The sequence below is a fragment of the Arthrobacter monumenti genome, from assembly GCF_054511255.1.
The window spans coordinates 172,682-199,680 of the sequence record NZ_JBTNCY010000001.1 but is presented as its reverse complement, the minus strand read 5'-3'; the positions used below and the strand labels follow the sequence as shown (position 1 = coordinate 199,680).

The 26,999-nt window shown below is 62.3% G+C and carries 26 protein-coding genes and 1 riboswitch; of the genes, 16 read left to right on the top strand and 10 right to left on the bottom strand.

Features of this window, described 5'->3' with window-relative positions; all coding sequences use genetic code 11:
* The first annotated feature begins 69 nt into the window (after positions 1 to 69).
* From ACX80B_RS00905 to ACX80B_RS00895, 3 genes are all read left to right on the top strand, one after another.
* Entirely contained in the window at positions 70 to 1,008 is a 939-nt protein-coding gene (locus tag ACX80B_RS00905) for a cation diffusion facilitator family transporter (RefSeq protein WP_459292086.1), read from the top strand.
* Between the two features lie 34 nt (positions 1,009 to 1,042).
* Positions 1,043 to 1,711 (top strand): histidine phosphatase family protein, encoded by a 669-nt coding sequence (locus ACX80B_RS00900; protein ID WP_459292084.1) that lies wholly within the window; start codon positions 1,043 to 1,045, stop codon positions 1,709 to 1,711.
* A 127-nt stretch (positions 1,712 to 1,838) separates the two neighbouring features.
* Complete coding sequence (locus tag ACX80B_RS00895) at positions 1,839 to 2,840, top strand: diacylglycerol/lipid kinase family protein (RefSeq protein WP_459292082.1); 1,002 nt, start codon at positions 1,839 to 1,841, stop codon at positions 2,838 to 2,840.
* A gap of 9 nt (positions 2,841 to 2,849) precedes the next feature.
* Here ACX80B_RS00895 and ACX80B_RS00890 read toward each other — a convergent pair whose 3' ends face one another.
* Positions 2,850 to 3,968: an FUSC family protein gene (locus tag ACX80B_RS00890; protein WP_459292080.1), complete on the bottom strand. Its 1,119-nt coding sequence runs from the start codon at positions 3,966 to 3,968 to the stop codon at positions 2,850 to 2,852.
* A 195-nt stretch (positions 3,969 to 4,163) separates the two neighbouring features.
* Here ACX80B_RS00890 and ACX80B_RS00885 point away from each other — a divergent pair, with 195 nt between their 5' ends.
* From ACX80B_RS00885 to ACX80B_RS00865, 5 genes are all read left to right on the top strand, one after another.
* The gene (locus tag ACX80B_RS00885; RefSeq protein ID WP_459292078.1) at positions 4,164 to 4,994 is read left to right on the top strand and encodes an aldo/keto reductase; all 831 of its coding nucleotides are present in this window, start codon (positions 4,164 to 4,166) and stop codon (positions 4,992 to 4,994) included.
* A gap of 791 nt (positions 4,995 to 5,785) precedes the next feature.
* Complete coding sequence (locus ACX80B_RS00880; RefSeq protein WP_459292076.1) at positions 5,786 to 7,291, top strand: GntP family permease; 1,506 nt, start codon at positions 5,786 to 5,788, stop codon at positions 7,289 to 7,291.
* Between the two features lie 14 nt (positions 7,292 to 7,305).
* A complete protein-coding gene (locus ACX80B_RS00875) occupies positions 7,306 to 8,097 on the top strand; it encodes a DeoR/GlpR family DNA-binding transcription regulator (protein WP_459292074.1) in 792 nt (263 codons plus the stop codon).
* Positions 8,098 to 8,141: 44 nt separating this feature from the next.
* A complete protein-coding gene (locus tag ACX80B_RS00870; RefSeq protein ID WP_459292072.1) occupies positions 8,142 to 9,746 on the top strand; it encodes a serine/threonine-protein kinase in 1,605 nt (534 codons plus the stop codon).
* Complete coding sequence (locus tag ACX80B_RS00865; RefSeq protein WP_459292070.1) at positions 9,743 to 10,624, top strand: hypothetical protein; 882 nt, start codon at positions 9,743 to 9,745, stop codon at positions 10,622 to 10,624. Before ACX80B_RS00870 ends, ACX80B_RS00865 begins: the two co-directional genes overlap by 4 nt.
* Positions 10,625 to 10,658: 34 nt before the next feature.
* Here the strand turns inward: ACX80B_RS00865 and rsmD are convergent, their stop codons facing one another.
* Together rsmD and ACX80B_RS00855 are read right to left on the bottom strand one after the other, a co-directional pair.
* On the bottom strand, positions 10,659 to 11,225 hold the full coding sequence (gene rsmD / locus ACX80B_RS00860; protein ID WP_459292068.1) for a 16S rRNA (guanine(966)-N(2))-methyltransferase RsmD: 567 nt from the start codon (positions 11,223 to 11,225) through the stop codon (positions 10,659 to 10,661).
* 142 nt (positions 11,226 to 11,367) lie between these two features.
* Positions 11,368 to 11,745, bottom strand: coding sequence for an SPW repeat protein (locus ACX80B_RS00855; protein WP_459292066.1), 378 nt, complete (start codon positions 11,743 to 11,745; stop codon positions 11,368 to 11,370).
* A gap of 250 nt (positions 11,746 to 11,995) precedes the next feature.
* Between ACX80B_RS00855 and ACX80B_RS00850 the strand changes: the two genes are divergently transcribed.
* Both ACX80B_RS00850 and ACX80B_RS00845 read left to right on the top strand, forming a co-directional pair.
* Positions 11,996 to 13,780 carry a thiamine pyrophosphate-requiring protein gene (locus ACX80B_RS00850; protein WP_459292837.1) on the top strand — a complete coding sequence of 595 codons (1,785 nt, stop codon included), beginning with the start codon at positions 11,996 to 11,998 and terminating at the stop codon, positions 13,778 to 13,780.
* Between the two features lie 12 nt (positions 13,781 to 13,792).
* Positions 13,793 to 14,641: an alpha/beta fold hydrolase gene (locus ACX80B_RS00845; protein ID WP_459292064.1), complete on the top strand. Its 849-nt coding sequence runs from the start codon at positions 13,793 to 13,795 to the stop codon at positions 14,639 to 14,641.
* Between the two features lie 12 nt (positions 14,642 to 14,653).
* Here ACX80B_RS00845 and crcB read toward each other — a convergent pair whose 3' ends face one another.
* The gene (gene crcB / locus ACX80B_RS00840; protein WP_459292062.1) at positions 14,654 to 15,022 is read right to left on the bottom strand and encodes a fluoride efflux transporter CrcB; all 369 of its coding nucleotides are present in this window, start codon (positions 15,020 to 15,022) and stop codon (positions 14,654 to 14,656) included.
* Positions 15,019 to 15,429 carry a fluoride efflux transporter FluC gene (locus ACX80B_RS00835; RefSeq protein WP_459292060.1) on the bottom strand — a complete coding sequence of 137 codons (411 nt, stop codon included), beginning with the start codon at positions 15,427 to 15,429 and terminating at the stop codon, positions 15,019 to 15,021. The genes crcB and ACX80B_RS00835 overlap by 4 nt, the downstream gene beginning before the upstream one ends.
* An 18-nt stretch (positions 15,430 to 15,447) precedes the next feature.
* A riboswitch (Fluoride riboswitch) is annotated at positions 15,448 to 15,527 on the bottom strand.
* 15 nt (positions 15,528 to 15,542) lie between these two features.
* On the opposite strand from ACX80B_RS00835, the gene ACX80B_RS00830 reads away from it, so the two are divergent.
* Positions 15,543 to 15,821: a hypothetical protein gene (locus ACX80B_RS00830; RefSeq protein ID WP_459292058.1), complete on the top strand. Its 279-nt coding sequence runs from the start codon at positions 15,543 to 15,545 to the stop codon at positions 15,819 to 15,821.
* 56 nt (positions 15,822 to 15,877) lie between these two features.
* Positions 15,878 to 17,386, top strand: a complete 1,509-nt coding sequence (locus ACX80B_RS00825; protein WP_459292056.1) for an HNH endonuclease signature motif containing protein — start codon at positions 15,878 to 15,880, stop codon at positions 17,384 to 17,386.
* An 86-nt stretch (positions 17,387 to 17,472) separates the two neighbouring features.
* Here the strand turns inward: ACX80B_RS00825 and ACX80B_RS00820 are convergent, their stop codons facing one another.
* From ACX80B_RS00820 to ACX80B_RS00800, 5 genes are all read right to left on the bottom strand, one after another.
* On the bottom strand, positions 17,473 to 18,291 hold the full coding sequence (locus ACX80B_RS00820) for a spermidine synthase (RefSeq protein ID WP_459292054.1): 819 nt from the start codon (positions 18,289 to 18,291) through the stop codon (positions 17,473 to 17,475).
* 66 nt (positions 18,292 to 18,357) lie between these two features.
* Positions 18,358 to 18,990, bottom strand: coding sequence for a LysE family translocator (locus tag ACX80B_RS00815; protein WP_459292052.1), 633 nt, complete (start codon positions 18,988 to 18,990; stop codon positions 18,358 to 18,360).
* 59 nt (positions 18,991 to 19,049) lie between these two features.
* The gene (locus ACX80B_RS00810) at positions 19,050 to 21,077 is read right to left on the bottom strand and encodes a CocE/NonD family hydrolase (RefSeq protein WP_459292050.1); all 2,028 of its coding nucleotides are present in this window, start codon (positions 21,075 to 21,077) and stop codon (positions 19,050 to 19,052) included.
* Positions 21,077 to 22,363 (bottom strand): ATP-grasp domain-containing protein, encoded by a 1,287-nt coding sequence (locus ACX80B_RS00805; RefSeq protein ID WP_459292048.1) that lies wholly within the window; start codon positions 22,361 to 22,363, stop codon positions 21,077 to 21,079. Before ACX80B_RS00805 ends, ACX80B_RS00810 begins: the two co-directional genes overlap by 1 nt.
* 191 nt (positions 22,364 to 22,554) lie before the next feature.
* On the bottom strand, positions 22,555 to 23,808 hold the full coding sequence (locus ACX80B_RS00800; protein ID WP_459292046.1) for an aminotransferase class I/II-fold pyridoxal phosphate-dependent enzyme: 1,254 nt from the start codon (positions 23,806 to 23,808) through the stop codon (positions 22,555 to 22,557).
* Positions 23,809 to 24,041: 233 nt separating this feature from the next.
* Between ACX80B_RS00800 and coaD the strand changes: the two genes are divergently transcribed.
* The 4 genes from coaD to rpmF all read left to right on the top strand — a co-directional run bounded on the left by coaD (position 24,042) and on the right by rpmF (position 26,996).
* Complete coding sequence (coaD, locus tag ACX80B_RS00795) at positions 24,042 to 24,515, top strand: pantetheine-phosphate adenylyltransferase (protein ID WP_459292044.1); 474 nt, start codon at positions 24,042 to 24,044, stop codon at positions 24,513 to 24,515.
* 313 nt (positions 24,516 to 24,828) lie between these two features.
* Positions 24,829 to 26,046 (top strand): mechanosensitive ion channel, encoded by a 1,218-nt coding sequence (locus ACX80B_RS00790; protein WP_459292043.1) that lies wholly within the window; start codon positions 24,829 to 24,831, stop codon positions 26,044 to 26,046.
* Positions 26,047 to 26,229: 183 nt separating this feature from the next.
* Entirely contained in the window at positions 26,230 to 26,790 is a 561-nt protein-coding gene (locus ACX80B_RS00785; protein ID WP_459292041.1) for a YceD family protein, read from the top strand.
* Positions 26,791 to 26,792: 2 nt separating this feature from the next.
* Positions 26,793 to 26,996, top strand: a complete 204-nt coding sequence (rpmF, locus tag ACX80B_RS00780; protein WP_287902373.1) for a 50S ribosomal protein L32 — start codon at positions 26,793 to 26,795, stop codon at positions 26,994 to 26,996.
* Positions 26,997 to 26,999: the final 3 nt, after the last annotated feature.

Here is a 26,999-nt window from a genome sequence, read left to right as displayed (position 1 = left end):
GCATTGCAATGATTTACGTGGTTCCATGGAGAAAGGAATGTTCGGCCGAACAAGAAACGGGTGGTAAGCATGGCAGGCGGTAGCACCAAGGCGGTCATTACGGCGTTATTCGCGAACATCAGCATCGCCGTGATGAAGTTCGTGGCCTTCCTCTTGACCGGATCTTCATCCATGCTGGCCGAGTCCGTCCACTCTGTCGCGGACTCCGGCAACCAGGGCCTGTTATTGCTCGGAGGTAAACGCGCGAAGCGGGACGCAAGTCCGGAGCACCCCTTTGGCTATGGCCGCGAGCGGTATGTCTACTCCTTCCTGGTGGCAATCGTGCTTTTCAGCGTCGGAGGCCTTTTCGCGCTCTACGAGGCGTTCCAGAAGTGGCAGCATCCGCATCCGATTGAGGGTTTCTGGTGGTGGCTGCCGCTGGTGGTGTTGATTGGGGCCATCATTGCCGAAGGCTTCGCCCTCAAGACGGCAATTGTTGAATCAAACCGTGTGCGGGGCAAGCAGAGCTGGGCCGAGTTTGTCCGCAAAGCCAAGTCGCCCGAACTGCCGGTGATCCTGCTTGAGGACACCGGTGCCATTACCGGGCTGGTCTTCGCGTTGCTCGGGGTCAGCCTGACCCTCATTACCGGCGACAGTATCTGGGATGCCCTCGGCACGGGCATGATTGGTCTGCTGCTGGTGATCATTGCCATCATCCTTGCCATTGAGATGAAGTCCCTGTTGCTGGGTGAATCTGCCAGCCGGTCGAATATTGAGTCGATCAAGAAGGCCATTACGGCTGAGGGCGGGACCAGAATAATTCACCTGAAGACATTGCACCTCGGCCCTGAAGAACTCCTGGTAGCCGCCAAAATCGCGATTGAACGCTCTGACTCCGGCCAGGATGTCGCAGAGGAAATCGATGGTGCCGAGCGCAGGATCCGTGAAGCAGTTTCCATCACCTGCGTGATTTACCTCGAACCCGACATCTACTCAGCCAAGGCGGCGGCCACCAACGACGGCGCGTGAGGGCGTTTGTCATCGAATACGGGAGAATGGGCCTATGCGCTTAATTCTCGTACGCCACGGCCAAACTTCTTCCAATGTAGGTGGACTCCTCGACACCGCCGAACCCGGTGCGGATCTGACCAATCTCGGCCGCGAGCAGTCAAAAGCACTGCTGGATGTGCTCGCGGACGAGCCGATAGAGGCCATTTACGCGTCGACGTTAGTGCGCACCCAGCAGACAGCCGGACCGTTGGCGGAGTCCCTCGGGCTGGACGTTCTCGTCCGGGACGGAGTCCGGGAAATCAGCGCCGGAGACCTGGAGATGCTCAGCGACGTGGCGTCCATCCAGACCTACCTCGAGACCATCTTCCACTGGAGCGATGGAGACTTGGAGATGCTGATGCCCGGTGGCGAGAACGGAACCGAAGTCTACGCCCGCTTCGACAAGGTGGTGGCCGAAGTTGCAGGATCCGGTGTGAACACCGCGGTCATCTTCAGCCACGGAGCCGTTATCCGCACCTGGACGGCGGCGCGGGCGGACAACATCACCACCGACTTCGCAGCGCATAGCGCAGTCACCAACACCGGCGCCGTCGTGCTCGAAGGCAGCCCGGGGGAGGGCTGGACGGCCCTGACTTGGGAAGGACACGCCCTGGGCGGCCCCGAGGTCGACACCCCGCGCACCGACGGGCCGGCCGGCGAGCCTGTCGACATAGACGAATGACAGCGGGCGGAAGACCTTCGTCGCCTTGCCGGCTCATGGTGCCAGTCGCGCCCTGCCGGCGCATGGTGCCAGTCGCCCCCGCCTGCGTGAGGCGCCTGGTCGGCAGTGAGCCTTGTAAGTTGGATGTATGAGTGAAATTTCCGGCATCGCCGCTGATGGTCAGCCTGTAGCTGCTGTTGTTTACAATCCCGTAAAGGTGGATCTTGACGCCATCAAAGCGGCCGTAGCGGTGGAAGAACCGCGTGCCGGATGGGGAACGACACTTTGGTTTGAAACCACCGAAGACGATCCGGGACAGGGGCCCGCGCGCCAGGCACTGGAGGCGGGCGTCTCGATGGTCATCGCGGCCGGTGGAGATGGAACCGTGCGGGCCGTTTGCGAGGAGTTGAAAGGCAGCGGGATTCCGCTCGCCCTGCTGCCCTCAGGGACTGGCAATTTGCTGGCCCGGAACCTGGATCTCACGCTCGACGACCTCGAGCACTCGATTAACGCTGCCTACACTGGTGAGAACCGGAAAATCGACCTCGGTATGGTTGCCATCCGACGGGAGGATGACTCAGTGACCGACCACGCCTACGTGGTGATGGCCGGGCTGGGACTCGATGCGAAGATGCTCGCCAACACCGATTCTGACTTGAAGTCCAAAATCGGGTGGCTGGCCTACGTCCACGCGATTGGCAAGGTCCTCGGGGACAAGAACCGGCTCCGGATGCGGTACAAGCTCGATGAGCACCAAACCCGGTCGGTGCGGGCGCACACCATCATCATCGGCAACTGCGGGTCACTGCAGGCGAACGTGATGCTGCTGCCCGAGGCCGCCGTCGACGATGGGCTGCTGGACATCATCATCCTTCGCCCGGAAGGCTTCATGGGCTGGGTGCAGGTGCTGGTGAAAATCGTTTGGGAAAATGGCGTCCTGCGGCGCTCCAAGCTTGGCCGGGCGATGATGACCAAGGAGGTTCAGGCGCTGAACTACGTCAAGGGCCGTGAACTGATCGTCCGGCTCAGCCGGCCTGAAGGCGTGGAACTCGACGGCGACACCTTCGGGGAAGCCGTGGCATTGAAGACGTGGGTGGAACCGGCAGGACTCACCATCCGTGTTCCCGGGGAGACAACACCCGAAGCCTGAACCTCACCCTCAGACTGGAGTAGCGCCCTGGCCGGCGGCCGTTGTCTCGATCCGGAGCCGGACGGTGGAGAATATGCGCTGCAGGGCCATGGCGATGGTGGCCGCGGCGCTCATGGAGGCGGGGCCGGCGGTGCGGTGTTCGTCGATTCCGTTGAAGAGCGATTCGATACTGGCCTCTGCCCGTCGGATTGGTTCCTGCACTTCAGCCTCGTCCTCCCAGGTCGTCAGCATGTCCGCCACCGCAAGGATGGCCTCGCTCAGAGGTGGACACAACTCGGTGGGAAGCTCCACGGGGAACGGCTTGCCCCAGACGGCTCCGGCGAGGACCTCGGTCAGGTCGCGGATGTGGAAGGTTACATTCTCGAGGGCTGCCAGGTCGTCGTAGTCCCCTTCCAGGTTCCGCTTGTGGATGCGTGCGCGCGGGTTGCCTTTCCGGCTGTCGTCGGCGAGGTGGATGGTTTCCCGGACTTCCGCCGCCGTGCCCGAAAGTGCCTGGTTCTGGGTTGCCCAGTCCTCCCGCTCCGGCGGCCAGTTCTCGGTCAACGCTGTGCCGACGTCGTTAAGGTGGCGGGCGAGGCTCCTGCGGAAATGTGAGAACTTTTGGACCGCTGAATCGAATGTCAGGGGAGGCAGGACGAGGAGGTTGATCAGCAGCCCCACGGCGACACCGACGGTCATCTGCACGAGGTAGCCGATCGAATACTGGCTGGCGTCCTGCCCGCCGACGATCAGCACAAACAGGGCTGCGATCGGCAGGTATTCCTGGCCGGGAGCGCCGAGCCAGCGCATGCTGCCGATCAGGACACCGGCGGCTACCACGAGTGAGATGGTCAGGAAGTTTGGTGCGCCGAAGGCGAGCACGATCGCGGCGAGAAGGATTCCGATGGCCAGACCGCCGAGAATCTGCAGTCCGTACTTGGCCGAGCCTTTGAGCGTCGAATGCATGCTGAGCAGTGCACCGAGCGGCGCGTAGTAGGGATACTCATCGGCGACGCCGGGCATGAAGGGTGCAACCACCCAGGCAATGCCGACGGCGAGCGCGGCTTTGAAGGCGAGTAACAGCTTGTGGCTCATCATGGATGGCGTGAAAAATGTGGCAATGCGCCGCCAACTGCGGTGAGTGTCCATGGGGTATGGCTCCGGTTCGTCCAGTACAGGATGGGACCGGGGCTTGATCCGCATGCTTCATCGAACATACCGACTCTGCAGGGTCTGCGTAAAATCTGGAAGGGTGGGAGCGGAACCAACTCCAGCACTGCGGACTATTTTAAGCACCGGCGGTGTTGCCGCCCTTGTACCGCCCAAACGATAAGGAGACTGATTATGGCCAACGTGCCAAACGTGTCATTGAATAACGGTGTCAACATTCCCCAGATCGGCTATGGCGTGTTCCAGGTGCCGCCGGCCGAAACCCAGGAGTCGGTGGAGGCTGCCCTGACGGCGGGATACCGCCACATCGACACTGCTGCCGCCTACCGGAACGAGTCCGGCGTCGGCGCTGCCATCGCCGCCTCGGGTCTCTCACGCGACGAAATCTTCATCACCACCAAACTGCGTAACGGTGAACAGGACAAGCCGCTTGAGGCGTTCGACAACAGCCTGCGGGCACTCGGCGTCGACCAGGTTGACCTGTACCTGATTCACTGGCCCGCCCCGGATCAGGGATTGTTCGTCGAGGCATGGAAGGCGTTCGAGAAGATCTACGCCGAGGGCGGCGCGCGTGCCATCGGCGTCTCGAACTTCCTGCCGGAGCATCTGGACACTCTGCGGGAGGCCACCGAGATTGTCCCGGCCGTGAACCAGATTGAACTGCACCCGACCCTGCAGCAGACGGCTGCGGCGGAAAAGAGCCGCTCGCTCGGCATAGCGGTTGAAGCCTACAGCCCCCTGGGCCAGGGCTCTGATCTGACCGACCCGGTTGTACGGGATATTGCGACCAAGCACAACGCCACGGCCGGACAGATTGTACTGGCGTGGAACCTGCATCAGGGCAACATCGTCATTCCCAAGACGGTCCAACCGGCACGGATGAAGGAGAATCTGGAGGCGGCGGATATTCAGCTCAGCCCGGAGGAAATCGAAGCTGTTGGCCAGCTGGAATCCGGTAACCGGGTGACGGCCGATCCGGCTACGGCGAACTTTACGCAAATGTAGAAGTGGGGTTAACCCGTGCGTGAGTGGAGATTGTCCTTTTGCGCGTACGAGTCCCTCCGCGGCGGCTGGACGGAGGATTCCCCCCGTACCGGCCGCCCGGAGGGCTCGCGTTTGGGTTGCTGCACAGAAGGTTGCCGCACCGGCGGCTGCGGATCCCTTTGGGAAGGGGCAGCTGTGTTTGGCGGAGAATTTTCGCGCATCCGCGGTTGAGCTGAAGGTGAAAGAACAGTGCGCTGGAAGTACTGCTGCTCCGCGGCTTCCTGCCGGCGACGCCGGCGGAGTCTGCGCATAATGTCGATGATCGCCAGGGCAGCGGCCACGATTGAAAGTGCGACGGCTGCAAGCATCACGTAAAGCCATATCAACACGGTCAACGCTGGTTCAGGAGAATGGAGCACACGTAGCCCGCCCAGAATGCCCACGACCCAAAACACACAGACGCCAAACAGTACAATGGCTGCTGGTAAGTATTCCCGACCGCCATAGCCGGGACGGGGTCCACCGACTCGATCCTTCATAGCAAGAGTCTGCTGCCCAGAGTCACTTAAGACACCCCCGACACGCGGAGAAAATCCTATCGTCACCGGATCGTAAGATTTGCCTGCCCGCCCGGTCCTCAGCGGCTACGGCCCCACCATCAAGGGCAGCCGTGTCGCCTGAGACGGGAAATGCATGCATTGCGCAATAAATACCTTCAACATGCTTGATACGCGCAATGGCATAGTCCATGCTGGGAACTGTCCGGACGACGCTGCCCGGGCCTCGTTCCTTTGAGAAGGGGAATCCCCGCCGTGGATATACAACTCTTGCTGGCACTGGTTCTGGGCATCACGACAATCATTGTCCTCGTGCTGCGGACCCGTCTGGACGCCTTCGTGGCGTTGCTCATTGCCGCGCTGGTCACAGGCGCAGTCGCCGGACAGCCGGCACTCGAAATTGTCGGTTCCATCACCACCGGATTCGGCAACACGCTCGCCTCTATCGGAATCGTCATCGGTCTGGGCGTCGGAATCGGTAAGATCCTCGAAGTCTCCGGCGCGGCCAACGCCCTGGCGCTCGCGTTCCTGAAGGCCTTCGGCAAGGGACGCGAGCCGTGGGCGATGGGCAGCGTTGGCGCTCTGGTATCGATCCCGGTGTTCTGCGACTCCGGGTATGTGATCATGAACCCGCTGGCCCGCTCGATCGCGCGGGTGAAGAAGGCAGGATACGTCACCCTCGCGCTGGCGCTGGGCTGCGGTATGACCCTGACGCACCACCTTGTGCCCCCGACACCCGGTCCGCTCGCTGTCGCTGGTATTCTCGGTGCCGACCTGGGCGCATTGATCCTCGCCGGCCTCGCCTTCACCGTGATCTTGCTTCCCATCGTCGTGTTCTATGCCAAGTGGATGGGACCGAAACTGGAATCGTCTGTCTCTGAAGAAATCCGCGAGGCCGTATACGGGAGCGCCGCGCTGGCCGGCCGCCATGGCTCCGGTTCGGGGACAGCCGGCACCACCTTCGCCGACGACGACGATGTGGTCACATCGAATGCCAGGGACGTCGAGCCTGCGGAGGAAGCGGGTTACGATCTCGGTACCCCGCCCGAAGGTGCCAAACCACACCGGGTCGGAGCGTTGGTCGGGTCACTGCCGCTGGTGATTCCGCTGCTGCTCATCATCCTGAACACGGTCACCGCCGCCGTCGATCAGTCCAATCAGGGTGTCATCGGGGCCGACGAGTACACCCCATCGGCCTGGGCTGTCCCCTTCGCTTTCATCGGGAACCCCGTCGTCGCACTGGTCATCGGTGTTCTGCTGTCTGTCTACATTCTGTTGCCGCGGTGGACGCCGCGCACCAAGGTCCAGGGCTGGTTTGCCGATGCCGCTGCCTCTGCCGGTCTGATCCTGCTGATCACCGGTGCCGGCGGCGCCCTGGGACAGGTATTGCGCGACTCCGGTGTTGGTGACGCGCTGGCCGAAGCGATCGCCGCCACCAACCTCCCGGCGTTCCTGGTTCCGTTCCTGATCGCCACGCTGGTCCGCGTTGCGCAGGGCTCGGGAACGGTCGCCATGATCACCGCCGCTTCCGTCACCGCTCCACTGGTGACGTCCCTCGGCGTCGACCCGCTGATCGCCGCCCTGGCCTGCACCGCCGGTTCCATGGTGTTCAGCTACTTCAATGACTCCTACTTCTGGGTGGTCACCCGCTTTACCGGGATCGAAGGCACCGCGGCGCTGAAGGGCTGGTCCGGGATTACGACGGCGGTCTGGGCCGGCTCCATTCCGCTGCTGTTCATCGCCAACATCATTCTGGGCTGACAGCGGCGTTGGAGGTGGCACCCGAGCTGCGCAAGGGCACCCGCGACCGGCATGAACGGCTGCTGGCCCTTGTGCGCTCGGGTAAAACCAATGTGCACGACCTCTCCGGCCAACTTGGCATTTCCGCCTCAACGGTCCGCCGCGATCTTGCCCGGCTGGACAAAACCGGGGTGCTGACCCGCACCTACGGCGGCGCCACCACGGGCGGAACCTTCCGGGAGCGGGACCTAAGTGAACGTCTCTACGTCGAACGGGAAGCCAAGGCGGCCATCGGGGCGCGCGCGGCGGAACTGGTCCCCGACGGCGGAACCATCTTCCTCGACGCCGGTTCGACCTGCGCGCAGCTGGCCGGACATCTGCCTGGCCGCGGCGGGCTCACAGTACTGACCCGTGGCCTCGACGCTGCCCTCCAGCTGGCGGGGGACGCCGATCTCGAGGTGATCATCATCGGCGGGCGGGTCGCCCGGAAAAGCCACGGCCTGGTGGGGCCGCTGACGGATTATGGGCTCAACCGCTGCCTGGCCGACGTCGCATTCCTCGCCGTGGACGCGCTCGATCCGTACGACGGCGTTGGCGAACCGACCCTGGCGGAAGCACAGGTGAAGGAGACCGCAGCCCGCCGGGCCCGCCGCGTCGTCGTACTGGCCGACGCGACCAAACTGGCCCGCGGATCAGTGCCGGCGTGGGCGCCTCTTCCCGAGGGCTGGACGCTGATAACCAATGCCGACGACGACGGCGTGCTGCAGCGTTACCGGTCCGCCGGCGTCGAGGTCATCAGCACAGGTGTCGGCGAAGTAACGGATTGACAAACTCTAATGTTTCTCTAACCTCCAGTCGCTAGACTTTGAAAATGGACACCGAGGGGAATAAGCGGGGCCGTGCAGGCACGGACACCGCTGACGGATACCGGGGGAAACAGGCAACCTCGCAACTGGACGCCGGCACGCCCACAGAGGCGGCCGACGTCGAGGAACTGCGTGCGGGCCTCCATGATGACCTGCCCAGCCATGATGACCTTCCCGATGCAGGCGCCGATGCCGGTGCCGATTTCGGTGCCGGTGCCGCAGGCGTTGCTACCGTTGCCGGTAAGTCGGCCGATGAACCTGCCGGCGCCTCACCGCGCCCGCCACGCCCACCGCGGCGGCCCGGGGGAGCGGACGGTTACGTACTGGCTGACCGGTACCGGCTCGGCCAGCGGATCGGCCAAGGCGGCATGGCGAGCGTGTACCAGGCGCGGGACGAGGCCCTGGGCCGGGAAGTAGCCATCAAGCTGTTCCATTCCGACGCCACGGATGCGGACGAAATCAACCGCCAGCAGGGTGAAGTCCGGGTGCTGGCAAGCCTGAATCATCCGAATCTTGTCATAGTGTTCGACGCCGGCACCGACACCAGTACCTTGGAACCGCGGACCTACCTCGTGATGGAGCTGGTGCGCGGTACGGATCTGCACCGGCTCCGGCGTCGTTCTGAGCTGGGCGAAGAGTCCAAGCTCAGCCAGGAAGAGGTCGCGACGATGGGCGCGGGCCTGGCTGATGCGCTGGCCTATATCCACGGCGAGGGAATCGTCCACCGCGATGTGAAGCCGGCCAACATCCTTCTTGGTGGAGGCGACAGCCGGCACCGGATCGGCCACCCCAAACTCACGGACTTCGGCATTGCGCGATTGGTCGACAGCGCACGCCTGACGGCGACCGGCCAGTCCATGGGCACAGCCACTTACTTCAGCCCCGAGCAAGCGCAGGGGCTGGCCATTACTCCTGCCTGTGACGTCTACTCGCTCGGACTGGTGCTGTTGGAATGCCTCACCGGACGGGTGGCATTCCCCGGTCCGGCCGTCGCATCGGCCGCGGCCCGCGTGCACCGTGATCCGGAAATTCCGGCGTCGCTGGGGCGCGGCTGGGTGGAACTGCTCACCGCCATGACGGCACGCAATCCTGCCGACCGTCCCTCCTCCGACGAGGTCGCCGCCGCCCTGCGCTCCGGGCCGGCAGCGGGCGCACTCGGCGGCTGGCGCGCCGGTAATCAGGGAACGTCGACCGAAGCGATGCAATCTGCCGCAGCAACCGGGCTCTACCCGTCGTCGGAGCCGGCTGGTCCGGACACCCACCCGGTCAATTACGGCCCGACGACGTCGCCCCTGCCGGTCACGCCGGCCGCCGGGATGGAGCAGGTCGATAGTGCGGCTTCATCATCGGCCCGGTCTGGCCGGCAACTCGATCTGCCGGAGGAACGCGAGGACCAGGAACCGTCCAATCGACGACGGCGGAAGGGCGGTGGCCTCAGTGCGCTGCAATGGGTGCTGCTCGTGTTCGTGGTGGCTGTCGTGGCCGCCGCTGCGGTCGTGGTGACCATGCTGCTGCTGGGGCCAACTGGCGTCGAACCCGTTGATTACCCATCGGTTCCCGGCGAGCTTGGCCAACATCTGGAAGACCTGCAGGAAAGCGTGGCTCCGTGATGAAACTGGACAAGCGTCTGCTGCATGGCGCAGCGGTTGGAGTGCTCAGTGTCGGATTCCTGTCCGGCTGCAGCTCATCAGGCAACTACGGTTCCGAGGCGGCCAACCAACTTCAGGCGGCCGTCCAGGTGGTGACTCAGCTTTCCGCGGATGAACAGTATCCCCGGGCCATGAACGCACTTCAGCGGCTGGAAGAGACCCTCGAATCGGTGGCTTCGGAAGGCTTGGTTACGGAAGACCGGCGTCAACAGATCGAAGGCGCCATCGTCGTCGTACAGTCCGATCTCAAGGCGAAAATCACTGATGAGCGGAAGAAAGAGGAAAAGTCGCCGGACCATTCCTCCGACAATCAAGCTCCGCAGGCGCCCGCACCGGCGCCGGCTCCGGAGCCACCGGCTCAACAACCTCCGGGCGGCGGATCGGACGTACCAGCGCCGGAAACGGAAGTGCATCCGCCGGACGTCGACGATACCTTCGACAATCAGCAGAAGGTGGAGAAGGAACGGCAGAAGGAACAGGAACGTCAGCAGCGCGAGCAGGAAAAGCTGCAGCAGGAACAGACGGAAGAACAGCAGGAGCAGCAGGAAGAACAGCAGGAAGAGTTACAGGAAGAGCAGCAGGGGCAGCCGGCGCAGCCCGGTCAGCCGTCGCAGCCAGAGGAGCAGCCGGGGCAGCCGGAGCAGCCGGAGGGCCCCGTGCAGCCGCCGGGGCAGTCGGAAGAGGAACTCGAGGAACAACGCGAGCAGGCCGAGGAGGCGGCAGAGGAAGCCGCCGAACGGGCCGAGGAACGGGCCGAACGGAACGGAAACAGGGCTGGAAACAGCGGCAGCGGCAACGGTGGCACCCCGGGTTCGGGAGCCGAAGGACCCCGGCCATAGCAATGGCTCACCCCGATTGCCAGGTGGAACGGATCTAGTAGGCCGGCTCAGCGAACCAAAGCTGGGTTTCGCCATACTTTTTTGAGGAGAACCACTCCAGACCATCCGGCCAGCCGGGTTCAGCGCTGCGGGCGGAACGTTCGACGACGACCACCGACTCCTCGGCCAGATGCGGCACCAGATACTCCAGAATGTGCCCGAGTTTGCTTTGCGACAGACCGTACGGCGGGTCGATAAACACCAGATTCCAACCGCCGGCGCTTTCACGCTGCAGGAACGATTCCACCTTGGTCCGGTGGACCTTCACGACCGAACTGCCCAGAACCTTGTTGACGATGTCCGCATTCCGCTGGCACACGTCGGCGGCACGGGCATCCATCTCGACGAGGTGGGCAAGATGCGCACCGCGGCTCGCACTCTCGACCCCGAGCGAGCCGGATCCGGAGAACAAGTCCAGTACGCGCGCATCGGAAATGACGTTGTACGACTCGAGCCGGGAGAACAGAGCCTCCTTCACCCGGTCCGTCGTCGGGCGCGTGCCGTCGCCCGGAACTGAAAACAACCTCGTCCCGCCGGCGGCTCCTGCGATGATGCGGCTCATTACCCAAGCGTAGCGAACACCTGTGGTGAGCGGACTTAGCCGGGGCCGAGGCCGCCGTCGTAATTCGAATTGTTGGACTGATCCGTCCCGCGGCCGGTCTTTGCCTGCAGGCGCTCGCTATGCCCGGATGCTTCCGCAGGGACTACAGCGCGTCGTAGTTCGGGTTATGGATCTCCGCCTCGCGGTTGCGCATTTTCATCGATCTCATCGAAGCAAGTCCGCCGACCACAATGACGATCAATCCAACGATCCAGGCGGTGAAAGCGGCTCCCAGCGAACCCGCGTACATCAGCACCCAGGGGGAGATGAACAGAGCGAATCCGAGCGCTGCTTGTGTCCAATTCATGATCATCACGATCGGTGTGCCGAGGGAAAGAATGCCCGCCGCCACGATCATGAGTCCGGCACTGATCAACGCCATCGCGCCGATCCTTCCCGTCGGTGTCCAGATGGGGGAGAGGGCCGCGTAGAGCCCTGCCACAACCGCAACCCAGTTCTGCCAGCTTCTCCATGCCTTCACGGTAACCAACATCCTTTCGGTGATCGGCCCGGGAGGTAGCTGCGGGCCTGTGAGCGGTCATGACGCGTTCAGTAAGGCTGCTTCGTAGTCTCGAATGTGACGTTACGCCCGGCACGGGTGCCGGTCAATGGCGATACTTCATTGCGCATGTCCTCCGCTCCTACATAGGCTGTAAGCATACTGATTATCGGGTCGCGGGCACGTTCGGTGTTCCGCAGCCGGGAACCTGCGAGGAGGAGCCGTGGCGTCAATGTTGGTGGCTGACTATATTCTGGACCGCCTGCGGCAGTGGGACGTGGAGCATGTTTTCGGCTACCCGGGCGACGGGATCAACGGCATCATCGGCGCCTTCGGCCGGTCGGATAACGAGCCACAATTCATTCAGGCGCGGCATGAAGAGATGTCGGCATTCGAGGCCGTCGGCTATGCCAAATTCACCGGCCGCTTGGGCGTCTGCATGGCCACCTCCGGACCGGGAGCGGTGCATCTGCTGAACGGACTTTACGACGCGAAGCTGGACCACGTTCCCGTCGTCGCCATTGTCGGCCAGACCGCGCGCACGGCGATGGGCGGCTCCTATCAGCAGGAAATCGACCTGCTCAGTCTCTATAAAGATGTGGCCAGCGACTATGTCCAGATGGTGACTATGCCCGAACAGCTGCCCAATGTCCTGGACCGGGCCATCCGGGTGGCGATGGCCGGGCGCGCTCCGACTGCCGTCATCGTGCCCGCCGATTTGCAGGAAATGGAATACAGTCCGCCGGCGCACGCCTTCAAGATGGTGCCCTCCAGCCTTGGCACCGAATGGCCGGAAATTAAGCCCGACGACGGCGCCATCGGCCGGGCTGCCGAGGCCCTGAACGCCGGTTCCAAGGTGGCGCTGCTGATCGGGAACGGAGCGCGCGGTGCGGAACGGGAAGTGGAGCAGGTCGCCGATCTGCTCGGCGCCGGCGTCGCGAAGGCGCTGCTCGGCAAGGACGTTCTCTCCGACGAGCTGCCGTTCGTGACCGGTTCGATCGGACTGCTGGGGACCCGTCCGAGCTACGAGATGATGATGGAATGCGACACGCTGCTCACGGTTGGGTCGAGCTTTCCGTACTCGCAGTTCCTGCCCGAGTACGACCAGGCACGCGGCGTGCAGATCGATATCGATGCCAAACAAATCGGCATGCGCTATCCATATGAAGTCAATATTGTCAGCGACGCCGCCTCCGCTCTGCGCGCGCTGATTCCACAGTTGCAGCGCAAACAGGACCGCAGCTGGCGCGAGGGGATCGAAAGCAACGTCACGCAGTGGTGGGAAACCATGCAGCAGGAAGCGATGGTGGACGCCAATCCGATTAATCCGATGCGGCTGTTCTCCGAACTTTCCAGCAGACTGCCCGACGACGCCATCGTCACCGCGGATTCGGGTTCCGCGGCGAACTGGTACGCCCGTAACCTGAAATTCCACGGCCGGATGCGGGGATCCTTATCCGGCACGCTGGCCACCATGGGGCCTGCCGTACCCTACGCCATCGGTGCGAAATTCGGCTGCCCGGAACGTCCCGCCATCGCACTTGCCGGCGACGGGGCGATGCAGATGAACGGGCTCGCGGAGCTCATCACCATCAGGCGGTACTGGGAAGAATGGGCTGACCCGCGGCTGATCGTGGCGGTGCTGCACAACGATGATCTAAACCAGGTGACTTGGGAGCTGCGCGCGATGGGCGGGTCCCCAAAATTCACCGAGTCGCAGATGCTGCCGGACATTTCCTACTCTGATTTTGCCGAAAGCATTGGTCTGCAGGGGATTTATGTGGATGATCCCTCGCGGATTGGCGAGGCGTGGGAGCGGGCTCTCGCCGCAAACCGCCCGACCGTGCTCGATGTGCGGGTGGACCCGGATGTACCACCGATCCCGCCGCATGCGACCTTTGCGCAGGCGAAACAGTCTGCCGAGGCGATGATCAAGGGTGACGAGGACGTCCTCGGGGTGCTTAAACACGGCATCAAAGTCAAGGCGCAGGAGTTCCTGCCCGGCCGGAAGAAGTAGAAGGGAACGACCATGGCGCATCTCAGTGTTGGGACCGAGAACACCACACCCATCGAGCTTTACTTTGAGGACCACGGGGCCGGACAGCCCGTCGTCCTGATCCATGGGTACCCGCTCAGTGGCGCCTCCTGGGAGCGGCAGACATTGGCACTGCTCGACGCCGGTTACCGGGTGATTACCTACGACCGTCGCGGCTTCGGCAGGTCCAGCCAGCCGACGACCGGATACGACTACGACACCTTCGCCAGCGACCTGAATATCCTCCTGGAGACACTGGAACTGGACGACGTCGTCCTCGTCGGATTCTCAATGGGAACCGGAGAGGTGGGCCGGTATCTGGGCACCTACGGTTCGAAACGGGTGGACAAGGCCGTCTTCCTCGGATCGCTCGAGCCGTTCCTGCTGCAGACCGAAAACAATCCGGCCGGCGTCCCGCAGGAGGTCTTTGATGGGTTGCATGCCGCCGTGGCAGCCGACCGCTACGCGTTCCTGACGGACTTCTTCATGAACTTTTTCAATACCGACGAGTTCCTCGGCAACCGGCTCAGCGAGGAGGCGCTGCGGGCACACTGGACGGTTGCTGCCGGCGCCGGCGCGCATGCCATGGTGGCGGCGCAGGCAACCTGGCTCACCGACTTCCGCGAGGATGTCGCCAGGATCGATATTCCAGCGATGATCGTGCACGGAACGGCCGACAATATCCTGCCCATCGACTCAACCGGACGGGAATTCGCCAAGGCGCTGCCGATCGCGAAGTACGTCGAAATCGAGGGCGCGCCACACGGGATGCTCTGGACGCATGCACCGGAAATTAACGACGCTCTGCTTCGTTTCCTGAACAGCGACCTGCCGTTTCCTTGATAGCGTGCCCTTCTATGCGAGCTGACCGAGCCAGAGCCCGGCAGCAGCGGCCGGCACCGCGACAAGCATCGTTCCGAGAGCATTGAGCAGGGCGAGCACGGGACGGCGGTTCTGGATCAGTCGGACGGTTTCGAGATTGGTCGTGCTGAAAGTGGTGTAGCCGCCCAGAAATCCGACGCCCACGATTAGCTCCAAGCTGGCCGGCACTGTTAAGGATGCGGCCAGACCCACGAGCAGCCCCAGGAGCAGTGAGCCGCTGATGTTGATCAGAATGGTTCCCAAAGGCATCGCCGTACGGAATTTGGAGCCGGCGACGCCGTCGACCACGAACCTTGCGCCGGCTCCAAGGCCACCGGCCAGCGCCATGAAGACAATGATCACGGTGTGCCCTTTCGATACCGGGCGTGTCCCAGCCAGATCCCGGCCCAGCTTGCCAGAACGCCGCCGACGAGACTCACGGCCAGGTAAAGTGTTGCCACTGCGGTCTGGCCGTCCAGGAATTGTTGCACTGCTTCGAGGGTTAGCGCACTGTAGGTGGTGAACGCCCCTAGAAACCCCGTCCCGGCCATCAGCCGTACAGTCCGCCGCCGGCCACTGTCAGTGCCGCGGCGGACAAGGGCTTCGACCAGCATGCCGAGCGCGAACGCACCGACAATATTTACGGTTAGCGTCGACAGCGGCCAACCGCCGGGTGAAGGCATTACCAGATCAACGCCATACCGGGCGAGGGTGCCCAAGGATCCGCCGGCGATGACGAGCAGAATTACTGGACCGGATCTTCCGGGCATAGCTCACCTACCTCTGTTTGCAAGGCAGGAACCATCAGCCACTCGGCGGTTCGAGCTCCAATACAGGGGCTCCGGCGGGATCCATCGCCGTCGGACACACTATACCCGGGCCCTTGATGGCTGTCGCGGTCGTCCGTGGCCTTCGGGTGGCTTCCGCCGGCGGCAACGAAAATCCGCTCGTTCCTCACGAATTATTAAAGCCGCCTCACGGAAGCCAGCCCTTCGCCGATGCACGCGGCCAGCCTTTCGGCGATGGGCTCGGCCGGCCTCGTGGCCAGGCTGGCATCCAGATCGGCGTCGACGTCGCATACTTGACTGCGCGGAACCTGAGGAATGGTGACTCCATCATCGGTGGGCAGCGTATTAACGGTCAGTTCGTTATCGTTTCGTGATACGTATCCATCCAGATATTCGAATACTGTCGGTGGCGGGTCGTAGCGTTGGTGGCATGAAGAACGCAGCAGGTTACAGTACCGGATCCGGCACCGCCGCCGGCTCTGGTTCTGCTGCGTTGGAGACGATGGCGGATGAGTTGCGGGTGCTCTCGCATCAGGCGGCTGCGGGCACCGCCGGTGTGGTGGAGGCTGGTGAGGCTGCGTTGTTCGCGCACCGGGTGGAGGAACTCTCCCGGACCGTGGAGCATTTGCAGGTCGTCGCGGCCGGCCGGCTCGAACAAGTCCGCTCCGACGCCGAATCCGAGGGCAAAACCACGTCTTGGGTGAGTGCGGATGGGAAGGTGCAGCAGGAATACCGGCATACCGCCGACTACCTCCGCGCCGCGCTGCGGATCGGCCGCGGCGAAGCGGCTAAACGCGTCCGGCTCGCCGCGACCCTGCTGCCTACTACGGGGATGACGGGGGCACCGGTTCCGCCGGTGCATGAACATTTGGCTGAGGCGATGGCCGACGGGGACGTCTCCACCAGGGCAGCGGTCGCGGTGACGACGGTGCTGCGGAAGGCTAAGCCGTTGGCCGATCCTGCCACCCTGGTGCGGATGGAGGAGTCGCTGACGGCGACCGCCGCGGAACAGGACCCCGACTTCGTCAATATCGCCGCGGCGAGGTGGATGAACCACATCGACCAGGACGGCGCGGAACCCACCGAGGACGTGCTGCGGCACCGGCAGGGGATCTTCACCCGCGCCAAACGGGCGGGTCTGCATCATTTGGAGATCTTCGCCACCGACGACCAATACGAACATCTGATCACCACGGTCAATACCGCCGCGAATCCGCGTGCCCGCGGCTGCGGCACCGAGGACCCCGACCCAGCAGATGCCAGCCGGGCTGGCGAAGCTGCAACCGGTGCTGATGCGGGTGTGGTGGATGGCCGGTCGCGGCCGCAGAAACTGCTCGATGGTCTCGTCGCCGCCTGTAAAGCCGCTCTCGCCGCCGGTGGGATGCCTGCCACGGGCGGGCACCGGCCGCAGGTAATGGCCGTGATCGACTACCAGGACCTGATCAACGACCTCGACCTTGACTCCGGCACGGGTTCGTACACATACACGGGTCCGGTCACCGCGCAGAACATCCGCAAACTCGCCTGCGACGCGGAGATCATGCCCGTCGTCCTCAGCACCGAAGGCCGGATCCTCGACGCCGGCCCCGGTCAACGGCTCTTCCCGCCACACCTGCGTAAAGCACTCGTCGCCCGCGACGGCGGCTGCGCGTTCCCCGGCTGCTACATGCCCGCCTCCTGGTGCGAAGCACACCACATCGACTACTGGTCCAAAAACGGTGCCACCAGCACCGACAACGGTGTTCTGGCATGTTCGTTCCACCACCACCTGATACACAAGGAAAAATGGCGGATCCACGTCGAAAACGGGGTCCCCTGGTTCATCCCACCCCAATACGTCGACCCCTACCAAAAACCCTTACGGAATCACTACTTCGACCGGCGCCCCCACACAACCGGCCACCACCAAACGAGTCTCCCACTACCAGCCACAGGGTAGAACCATGCCTACACCCAAATTCTCATGTCTTGCGGCTGCAAAAGCTTCATCATCCGATTGACATACCGGCGATGATGGACACTTCTCTAACGGAGCGGATCCAATTCCGGGCCGGTTTTCACTCCGGCAGGATGTGGTCCGGCATCCAACAAGCGCTCGGTCCATTCCGCCGTCCATGGCCGGTTCAGTCCGACCAGCACGATATTTCCGGGGTAGCGGCCGCTGAACATAGCCTCCTCAGCCAACGCAGCGACGTCGTCCATTACCTGATCAAGGGCCCGGATCTGGCTGCGGGCGAATGCCAGTGGCGGGTCGTCACCCACATTCACCAGGAGCACGCCGCGCTCCGACAACAGGTTGGCGGCTTCACTGTAAAAGGACGGTTCCGTGAGGTGCGGCGCGGAATCCGGACCGGCAAAGACATCAAGCACGACGACGTCGAACGCGCCGCACCCGTCTTTGTCGAGCCCGTCGCTGTCGAATGCGCTGCCGGGAAACGCGCCGCCGTCGAATTTTGCGAGGGCTTCGCGGGCATCGCCAATTTGGTTCGTAAGGTCCGTTCCGGCGGGCAATGGAAGGTGGCGGAGGACAAAGTCCAGCAACTCACGTTCGTGCTCGACGGCGTGCTGGATCGAGCCTGGCCGGGTCACAGCGATGTAGCGGGCGAGCGTCAGCGCGCCGGCTCCCAAATGCAGGGCACGTATGGGCTGATTCTCCGGTGCCACAAGGTCCACCACGTTGGCAATTCGGCGCAGATACTCGTAGAACACCGATTCCGGATGGGCGAGGTTGACGTGCGACTGCTGGGCGCCGCCGATGCTGAGGATGTATGCACCTGGAGTGAACGCATCCTCATCGATGGTCGCATGCATGCCCGAGACGCGGAGAAGGCGGCTGGGATTCATCCGCTAAGCGTACTGCCGAAGGATACGATTGGGTCAGCCGGCCGTGGAACCTGCGAACGCATTGGATCAGCCCGCCGTGCTGCCGGCGAGAGCTGCCGCTCCCAAGGCAACCAGCACCAGTCCACTCGCTGCAGCGACGAACTGACGGACTCGCGGGCGTTGAAACAATCGCTCCCATACTCCGATGGCGGAGCAGAGGGCGACATACCAAATAACAGACAGGCCGAGGAAGACGGCGGCCAGGGCGATGTTGTTCCACAATCCGGTCAGTTCTCCGAGCTGAAACTGGGGCAGAAGTGCGAGGTAGAAGACGGCCACTTTGGGGTTGGAAAGGTTGCAGATCATTCCTTGCCGGTAGTGTGCACCTCTGCGTGGGCCAGCGGATTCCTGCCTCGCCCGGACGGTACCGGTGCGCAGCTGCCACCAGCCGATGAGCGAGGTGATGCCGAGATAGAGCAGGTACGCTCCGCCAGCCAGGGTGAGCACCATATAGGCGGTTTCCGATGTGCGCAGGATCGCTGTCAAACCCGCGACGGCGAGGGAGGCGAGTATCAGGTTTCCGGTCATGACGCCGGCTGCTGTGGCAACCGCTGCAGATCGCCCGCCTTGGGCGGTGTTGCGCAATGTCAGCGCGAAGTCGGGGCCGGGGACGACAATAATTACCAGACACACGGCAATAAAGGACAGCAGATCCGGCATGCCACATAGCCTAGACCGACATCGGCGCCACGGTCCTATTCACATACCGGGCGCCCGAGTCAGATAAAGTCACGGGGGATGGTGGTGGTCCAGTTCTTGGAAACCACCCGTCGTCCACCCTCGTAGGCATCCAGTTCCGCATCCACATGGAAGTCCGTCGGGGTCGAGGTCAACACGGTCTTCGTCGTGATTTTTACTCGCCAGTCCCCGCGCTCGAATCCCATGGTCCAGTCGGTCTCGCCGCAAACCGAGTTGGCGTCCCTGGTGGCGAAGCTGTACTTCTCGTAGGCCCGGCGGGTGACGGCGAGATCAATGTCGTCGAACCGGACTACCCCCAGATCCTTGACCACCTGCAGCTGTCCGGTGAGGTCGACCAGATTACGCGAGACGTTCCAATCGTGCTCGCCGGGCTGGATCTGGGTCACCGGGATGGGCGGGGCTCCTTCCGGTTCGCCAAACGAGGGAACGGGGCCGTCGTCGTCGGCAGTTGCGGGACGCACAGGCAGCACGAGGACGCTTTTCTCCGGGTGCACCGTGAGCCGTACCGGTTCCGGTGATGGCCAGACCACCGGCCAGTACGACGTCGACAGCGCCAACCGCAGGCGGTGGCCAGCGGGGAAGGACTGCGCCATGCCGTTGAGCTGAACCTTGACGGTCTGAGGTTCTCCCGGCTCCAGCGGCCGGGGATTGTCTGAGCCCTTGTAGTGGGTCAAGTTGTAGAGGCCATAGCTGACCCGGGTCGTCTGGTCGTCGGGGGCTACGTCCGAGAGCCGCACGGCCACCATGGCTATCGGCCGGTCTGCGGAGAGTGTGAGCTCCACCGTCGGCGCCCCCAGTAACTCCAGGCGCTCGGGCAGCCGGTCGCTGTCGAACACCATCGAGCCGCCGTCCTCCTCGCGCTGGTCGAAGGGCATATCCGGAGGCGCGTTGTAGGAGCACCATTTTCCCGCGAACTGGCCGACCGACAATGGCGACTGCACGGTCAGCGCGGGGCTGTGCATCTCCGAGTCCGGCTCACCGATCCGGTGACGTCCCAGCGGATACCGGGTTTCGATGATGCGCGGGCTGGGCCAGCTCGGCTCGCCAACCCACCGGCCCGGCCGGTGCTTGTAGGTGGTCGAAGGTTCCACCGAGTCCTGCATCCAAATGCTCAGGTCCGGCCCGTCCACCGCGCCGTTGTCACTCTTGTCCTTGAGCCAGTGATCCCACCAGGCAACGCACTCCTGCAGGAACCCGATGGGTGGTCCGGGCTGGCCCATGTGCGGGTACTTGTGGCTCCATGGCCCGATCAGGCCCCGGGTTGGTACGTCCAGACCTGCCAGCATTCTGAACACTGCATTGGAGTATCCGTCGGCCCACCCGCTCACCGCGAACACCGGGCATTCGATGTCCGAGTAGTCCTCATTGATCGAACCGTGCTGCCAGTACTCGTCGCGGCGCTGGTGCCGCAGCCACTCTTCGAGCCAGAGCCCGCTGTGCTCGAGCCGGTCCATCCAGAGCTCCCGCCACCGCTCACCGACAATTGCAGGATCCGGCGGACACGAGTTGTAGGCGAACATCGTCGACGCCCAGGACAAGTTGTCGCTGAGCAGGCAACCACCCATGTAGTGCACGTCGTCGGCGTAGCGGTCGTCGGAGGAGCAGACGGTGATGATCGCGCCCAGGCCCGGTGGTCTGCGGGCGGCGACCTGCAGGGCATTGAACCCTCCCCAGGAGATGCCCATCATTCCGGAGCGTCCATTGCACCACGGCTGCTCACCCATCCACTCGAGAACCTCCTCGGCGTCCTGCAGTTCCTGCTCGAGATATTCGTCGGTAAGCACCCCCTCGGAGTCGCCGCTCCCACGGAGGTCAACGCGCAGGCAGGCATAACCGTATCCGGCCATATACGGGTGGTGGATGGAATCCCGCTGCGCTGTGAGATCCCGCTTGCGGTACGGAATCATCTCCAGCACACCCGGGACGGGTTCATCATCAGCGGAGACCGGCCGCCACAGCCGTGCGGCAAGCCGGGTCCCATCGGACATAGGAATCCACAAGTGTTCGGTCTCCTCGACATCGTGCGGCAAAGAGGTGACAGCACGCATCAGGCTCCTTCCTGGCGGTCCTCGATCTCAAATTTGAGGGCCTTTACACATTGGTCGTACTTCTCTATCAGTTCAGCTTCGTCGCGCCCCCCGATGAAAATCTGTGCCAGGACGTAGCTGTAGCTGTCTTCGCCAAATCCCTCCGAGAGCCGTTCCCCTTCATCGACAGTGACCTCGACTGTGATGCCGGGAATCTTTTGTTCGAGCTCCGCAATTTCCCCTGGGGCCGGCACCCGGTGCACAACGCCGTCGGAGAAGCGCCGCAGAAACCACTTCGCCGCGTGCCCATACATCCCCTCATCACGGGTGAGAACGGGGTCGCGGTCGAGGGCCAGGTCGACCATGCACTTGTGGTTGGACACGCCGTCGACCATCTCAAAGAGTGAGGCGTGGGACTGGGAGTGACGGGCATTAACTTCCAGCAGCCTGAGGCGGTCGTTCTCCGGATTCCAGAAGTATTCAATGTTGAAGGTGCTGTTGGTGAGGCCGACGGCGAGGATCACCTTGCGCGAGACCTCGGCCATATACTCCTTAACGGGTGCCGGAAGCCGGGAAGGGTACTGGTAGCGAAGGAAGCTGGGAGCTTCCCGGTAGGGGATCGAGTCAATCACACCGTAGACTTCGATCCGCCCGCCGCGGCTGAAACCCTCAACGGTGACTTGGTTGCCGACGGCCGCCTCCTCAATGAGACAGGCGCTGCCGCCGATTTCGGCGATTTCTGCCGGCAAATCAAGCATCGCGAGGATATCGCCGAACGGGCCGCCGAGCCTGCCGACCTCCTGGCGTTCCTTCTCAAGGGCAGCTTGGAGCTGCTCATCGTTCTCGACGTAGTGGGCGCCTTCGGACGAATGCGACTTGATTGGCTTGATCCACGCCGGGTAGGAGACATGGTCCGGCAGGGTGGTGTGCTCGTCATCGAGGTCGAGGAGAGCGAAGGCTGGGTGCTCATCGATCACCTTTTGCTGTTCCAGACGGCTCCAGTACTTGTGCTCACATTTGACGACGGCTTCGAGATCCGCCGATCGCAGCCCGTTCCGATCGCACAGGATCGGCACCATCATGCTCACCGGAAAGTCCCAGTAACCCACGATTGCATCAATGGGGCCGTTAAAGGCATCAAGCTGGCGCTGGGCCTTGTCCAGCAGATCGGGAACTGAGATCGTTCCTTCCTGCAGTTCCTCGGGCACGAGCAACTGGTGGAAGTCATACTGGTCGGCACCAGGCAATGCGCGAAGTACCGTGTGGTTGTGATCGTCGAGCCCGACCACGAAGATATTCTTCTTCACTTGGACCTTCTTTCAGGTGCCATGCTCCGCAAACCCCGCCCTGCGGACGTCGTCCGGTGGCCATCATCATGGCAGGAACGGAGACTAGCCCTCATCCATCACGATACGCCTGCGGGTGCCGCGCAGCGACGGATCGCTGATCGGGACGGCGTCAATGCAAACGACGCAACAGAAGAGGTGGTAGGCGGAGCCTATTTGACGACGTCGTGCAGCTGCGCCAGGCGGCGGGCACCTTCGGTGAGCTTGTCATCGGATTTACAGAAAGCGAAGCGGAGCAGGGAGTTGTTCCGTTCGGCGCCCTCGGGATGGCAGAACGCAGGAACCGGTATCGCCGCGACGCCCACAAGTTCGGGCAGCTGCCGGGCAAGATCCAGGCCGTCCGTGAATCGTCCGCTCCGGAGCAGGGGAGCGGTGTCGGCAATCACGAAGTAGGTGCCGCGTGGGTTGTAGACCTCGAAGCCGGCTTCCCGCAGACCGTCGCTGAGGACATCCTTCTTCCTGGCGAGTTTCGCGGCGATTCCGGCGTAGAAATCGTCCGGCATGCCGAGCCCCTCGGCGATGGCCATCTGGAACGGCGTACCGGAGCTGTAGCTCATGAAGGTCTTCACGGTACGCACCTGGGCGATCAGCTCTTCGGGACCGGAGAGCCAGCCGACCTTCCAGCCTGTGAAGGAGAAGGTTTTGCCGGCAGAGGAAATCGTGATGGTCCGCTCTGCGCCGCCGGGCAACGTGGCTACCGGAGTGTGGGCAACACCGAACGTCAGGTGCTCATAGACCTCATCGGTGACGATGACGGCGTCGTACTTTTGCGCCAGCTCAATGACCTTCGCCAGGGTTTCCCGGCTGAACACCGTACCGGTGGGATTGTGTGGATTATTGACCAGCACCACGCGGGTCCGGTCGCTGAAGGCCGCTTCGAGGGTCGCCGGATCCGGTTCGAATTCCGGAGCGAGCAGCGGCACGGTGGTGTGGGTGGCCCCGGAGAGTCCGATGACGGCGCCATAGGAGTCGTAGAACGGCTCGAAGGTCAGGACTTCGTCTCCCGGTCCGGTCAGCGCCAGCAGGGTGGCCGCGATGCCTTCGGTTGCGCCGGTGGAGACGATGATGTCCGTATCGGGGTTCGGGGTGAGACCGTAAAACCGTTCCTGATGCGCGGCGATGGCTTCGCGCAGGGCGGGCACACCCTTGCCGGGAGCGTATTGGTTGTGGCCGTTCGAAATCGCGTCACGTGCCGCCTGTGCAATCTCCGCGGGCCCGTCCTCATCCGGAAATCCCTGCCCGAGATTGATCGCCTCGTTCCTCACCGCCAGTGCCGTGATTTCCTCGAAGATCGTCAGCCCAAGGTGGCCGTCCGCGCCCAGCAGGTTGGCGCCCTGTGCCGTGCGCTGCCACGGTGCCAGTTGTCCACGGGTGGCTGGCGACGGGTGGGCTGACTCTTTGGGCATATCGACCTCTTTAATGTCTATATCGTGCTGGACCTCTGAACGAGCATAATAGCTTGTCTGCAGCTGACTCATTGGGTGGGTTGGCGATGAATAAGCGAAGCGTATTTCCGGTCTTGAGGTTCCAGCATATTCTGCTCCCAAAGCAATTCCGCTTATCGCTATGGGTCGGCGGTCGCCGGACGCAATACAGCGCGTCTGGAAAGCCAATGCGCCAAAAGTGTAGATTTATTGGCATGATGCGCGCAGTTTGCCCCGGTTCCTTTGATCCTCTCCATAATGGCCACGTCGAAGTGATAGCCCGAGCCTCCAGTCTGTTCGACGAGGTCATTGTGGCCGTTTCGAAGAACCCCTCCAAGAAGCCGCGGTTCAGTCTTGAGGAGCGGATGGATATGGCTCGGGAAACGCTGACGCTATTGCGGGGGATAACCGTAGAACCGATGGGGGAGGGACTGCTGGCGGAATTTTGCCGTGATCACGGCGCAGGGGTCATTGTAAAGGGGCTGCGATCGGCTGTTGATTACAATTACGAGGTGCCCATGGCCGCGATGAATCGGCAGTTAACTGGTGTAGAGACGGTCTTCCTCGCGGGGGACAGCCATTACACGCACCTTTCGTCGACATTATTGAAGGAAGTCGCAAGTCTGGGTGGAGACATTTCGGACTATGTTCCCCGCGCTGTCTACAGGGGGCTGAACGGCACGCAGTGACCGGAACGGTTCAAGCGTCGAATGGGTCTGCCAGCTTCAATAAATCCCCAAAAAAGTCTGGCGCCGATTCCGGGAACAACGCGATAGCACCCGGGTGGCCATAAACGAACGGCTAATAACGTTTCGGGCAGACCGCAGGAATTATGATGCTGCGGCCTATTTATGATCACAGCGTGGGAAAAGTCGCCCTAATGTATGTCATTCCAATGATAAGTAGGCTTATGCTGGGTCCATTCGAAAGGTTCGAAGTTCTGATTCACAGTTGGTAAAGAGGCCAGCCGTTTTTCAGATCATGAGCATGTAAGGAAATCTAATGGACTTCTTGCAAAGTTTCGATTGGCCAGGGATAGTGCAGAAGGTGGTCGTCGCACTGATCATCCTGCTCCTAACTTGGCTCCTTGCAAAAATCGTAAAGTGGGCTATGGGCAAGCTGGTCGGTAAGGCTGAATTCCTGCAACGCGAAGGTGCGGATGGCAAGCAAATCGGCGAGTCGTTTGGAACAATAGCGGCGCTCATCGTCTGGCTGTTTGGCCTCGTGGCAATCCTGCAGGTATTTGCATTGGCTGAAGTCCTGGCGCCTGTGCAGGACCTCCTTGCGACGATAATGGGCTACCTGCCCAATATCATCGGCGCGGCAATTGTTTTCTTCATTGGCTACGTGATCGCAAAGATCGTCCGTCAGCTGATAGAAGCTGCTCTCAATACCGTGGATCTCAGCCGGATCACCAGCCGGTTCAAGCATAATGATCCGAGTGGAGATCCTGCCGAACGCGGTGAAACCAACGCCAAGGTTGCATCAGTTGTCGGCAATCTGGTGTTCGCTATCATTCTCATTGTCGTTGGCATAAGCGCCTTGCAGATACTCGGTATTGCTGCCATCTCGGATCCAGCAACTAATATGCTGAACTTGATCCTGAACGCCATCCCGCTGATTATTGCGGCCATCATCCTGCTCGCCATTGGCTACGTCATCGCAAAGTTTATTGGCGCCCTTCTGGAGGGGCTGCTTCGCAGCGTGGGAACGGACCAGGCTGTTGGAAAATTGGGAATTGTTCCCGAGGGCCAGAGTGCTTCGTCGATCATTACCACCATAGCCAAGGCAGCAATCATGATCTTCTTCGGCATCATGGCCGCGCGGCTACTGAACTTTGCCGAAGTGACGGAAATTCTCAACGAGATTCTCACCCTGGCTGGCAATGTCCTCTTCGGTGGTGTGATAATCGCCGCTGGCTTCCTGATTGCCCGGATCCTCTTCAGGTTCATGGGAGCGGGAACGGTCTCAAAGATTGTCAGGTATTCCGTGATCGCTCTGTTCGCTGCCATGGGTTTGAGCTACATGGGAATCGCCGATTCGATAATCAACCTCGCATTCGGGGCGATCGTCGTCGGTGCTGCGATTGCGGCAGCTCTTGCCTTTGGTCTCGGAGGCCGCGACGCGGCCGCACGGACGCTCTCGAAGCTGCAGGCGAAGCAGCAACAGCCAGATGCGACTCAACAGCCGGATTCGACCCGGAGGCCTGATCTCGGCTGACCTTGTTTGTGTAGAACTGATAGGTCGGGGCGCCGGTGGCATTCTGCCGCCGGCGCCCCTTCTGAACCAATGTGTGTTGGTTTGAGTCTGAACCTTCGGGCACTGTAGACTGGGTCGTCGGTCATTTGTTCTACAGGAGTTCTCATTAGTACTGCCAATCAGCGCGAGCTGAAGTCGCCTTTGATGCACAGCGTCAAGGACCTCGGGCGAAGCCCGGGCAGCATGCGGACGCTGGAAGAACATATACCTGCACCAGATGACTTTGGTACCCCGCTCATTGGAGTTCGGCCCGGATCCGGGATGGATCTTCAGCTGAGGCTTGAGGGTGTGCACGAAGGAATTCTGGTTTCCGGAAGCGTAACCGTCGATGTGATGGGTGAATGCGGCCGGTGCCTGGATCCTCTCGAGTACGACCTTGAGGTAGATGTGCAGGAGCTCTTCAGCTATGAGGATCGGGAAGATCTTGAGGCTGAGGACGAAGAAGAGCAACGCCTGGTTGAGAACGAGATGATCGATCTTGAGCCGGTGTTGCGGGACGCAGTGGTTACCGCACTGCCGTTCCAGCCGGTATGCCGGGAAGACTGTGAGGGTCTGTGTTCCGAATGTGGAATCCACCTCGCGGAGGACCCCGGTCACCACCACGAGGTCCTGGATCCTCGCTGGGCGGCCCTTCAGGGGTTGGCCGGCCAAACTGCAGAGACTGCAGACAACGACAATGTGTTGGACGAGAGAGAAGAGAGTTAGCCGTGGCTGTTCCCAAGCGGAAGATGTCCCGCTCGAATACGCGTGCCCGCCGGTCCCAGTGGAAGGCTTCTGCCCCCAATCTGGTCAAGACCGTGGAGAACGGCCGCGTCACCTACAGCTTGCCGCACCAGGCCAAGGTCGTCACCGACTCCGCCGGTACTGAGCTGTTCCTTGAATACAAGGGCCGCAAAGTAGCCGACGTCTAAGGA

Coding starts and splice junctions, on each gene's coding strand:
- ACX80B_RS00790 (WP_459292043.1), top strand. CDS start 24,829: ATGGACTTCTTGCAAAGTTTCGATTGGCCAGGGATAGTGCAGAAGGTG.
- ACX80B_RS00890 (WP_459292080.1), bottom strand. CDS start 3,968: ATGGACACTCACCGCAGTTGGCGGCGCATTGCCACATTTTTCACGCCA.
- ACX80B_RS00810 (WP_459292050.1), bottom strand. CDS start 21,077: ATGCGTGCTGTCACCTCTTTGCCGCACGATGTCGAGGAGACCGAACAC.
- ACX80B_RS00850 (WP_459292837.1), top strand. CDS start 11,996: ATGTTGGTGGCTGACTATATTCTGGACCGCCTGCGGCAGTGGGACGTG.
- ACX80B_RS00905 (WP_459292086.1), top strand. CDS start 70: ATGGCAGGCGGTAGCACCAAGGCGGTCATTACGGCGTTATTCGCGAAC.
- ACX80B_RS00825 (WP_459292056.1), top strand. CDS start 15,878: ATGAAGAACGCAGCAGGTTACAGTACCGGATCCGGCACCGCCGCCGGC.
- ACX80B_RS00835 (WP_459292060.1), bottom strand. CDS start 15,429: ATGCCCGGAAGATCCGGTCCAGTAATTCTGCTCGTCATCGCCGGCGGA.
- rsmD (WP_459292068.1), bottom strand. CDS start 11,225: ATGAGCCGCATCATCGCAGGAGCCGCCGGCGGGACGAGGTTGTTTTCA.
- ACX80B_RS00845 (WP_459292064.1), top strand. CDS start 13,793: ATGGCGCATCTCAGTGTTGGGACCGAGAACACCACACCCATCGAGCTT.
- ACX80B_RS00785 (WP_459292041.1), top strand. CDS start 26,230: ATGCACAGCGTCAAGGACCTCGGGCGAAGCCCGGGCAGCATGCGGACG.
- coaD (WP_459292044.1), top strand. CDS start 24,042: ATGATGCGCGCAGTTTGCCCCGGTTCCTTTGATCCTCTCCATAATGGC.
- ACX80B_RS00820 (WP_459292054.1), bottom strand. CDS start 18,291: ATGAATCCCAGCCGCCTTCTCCGCGTCTCGGGCATGCATGCGACCATC.
- ACX80B_RS00870 (WP_459292072.1), top strand. CDS start 8,142: ATGGACACCGAGGGGAATAAGCGGGGCCGTGCAGGCACGGACACCGCT.
- ACX80B_RS00815 (WP_459292052.1), bottom strand. CDS start 18,990: ATGCCGGATCTGCTGTCCTTTATTGCCGTGTGTCTGGTAATTATTGTC.
- ACX80B_RS00885 (WP_459292078.1), top strand. CDS start 4,164: ATGGCCAACGTGCCAAACGTGTCATTGAATAACGGTGTCAACATTCCC.
- ACX80B_RS00900 (WP_459292084.1), top strand. CDS start 1,043: ATGCGCTTAATTCTCGTACGCCACGGCCAAACTTCTTCCAATGTAGGT.
- ACX80B_RS00800 (WP_459292046.1), bottom strand. CDS start 23,808: ATGCCCAAAGAGTCAGCCCACCCGTCGCCAGCCACCCGTGGACAACTG.
- ACX80B_RS00895 (WP_459292082.1), top strand. CDS start 1,839: ATGAGTGAAATTTCCGGCATCGCCGCTGATGGTCAGCCTGTAGCTGCT.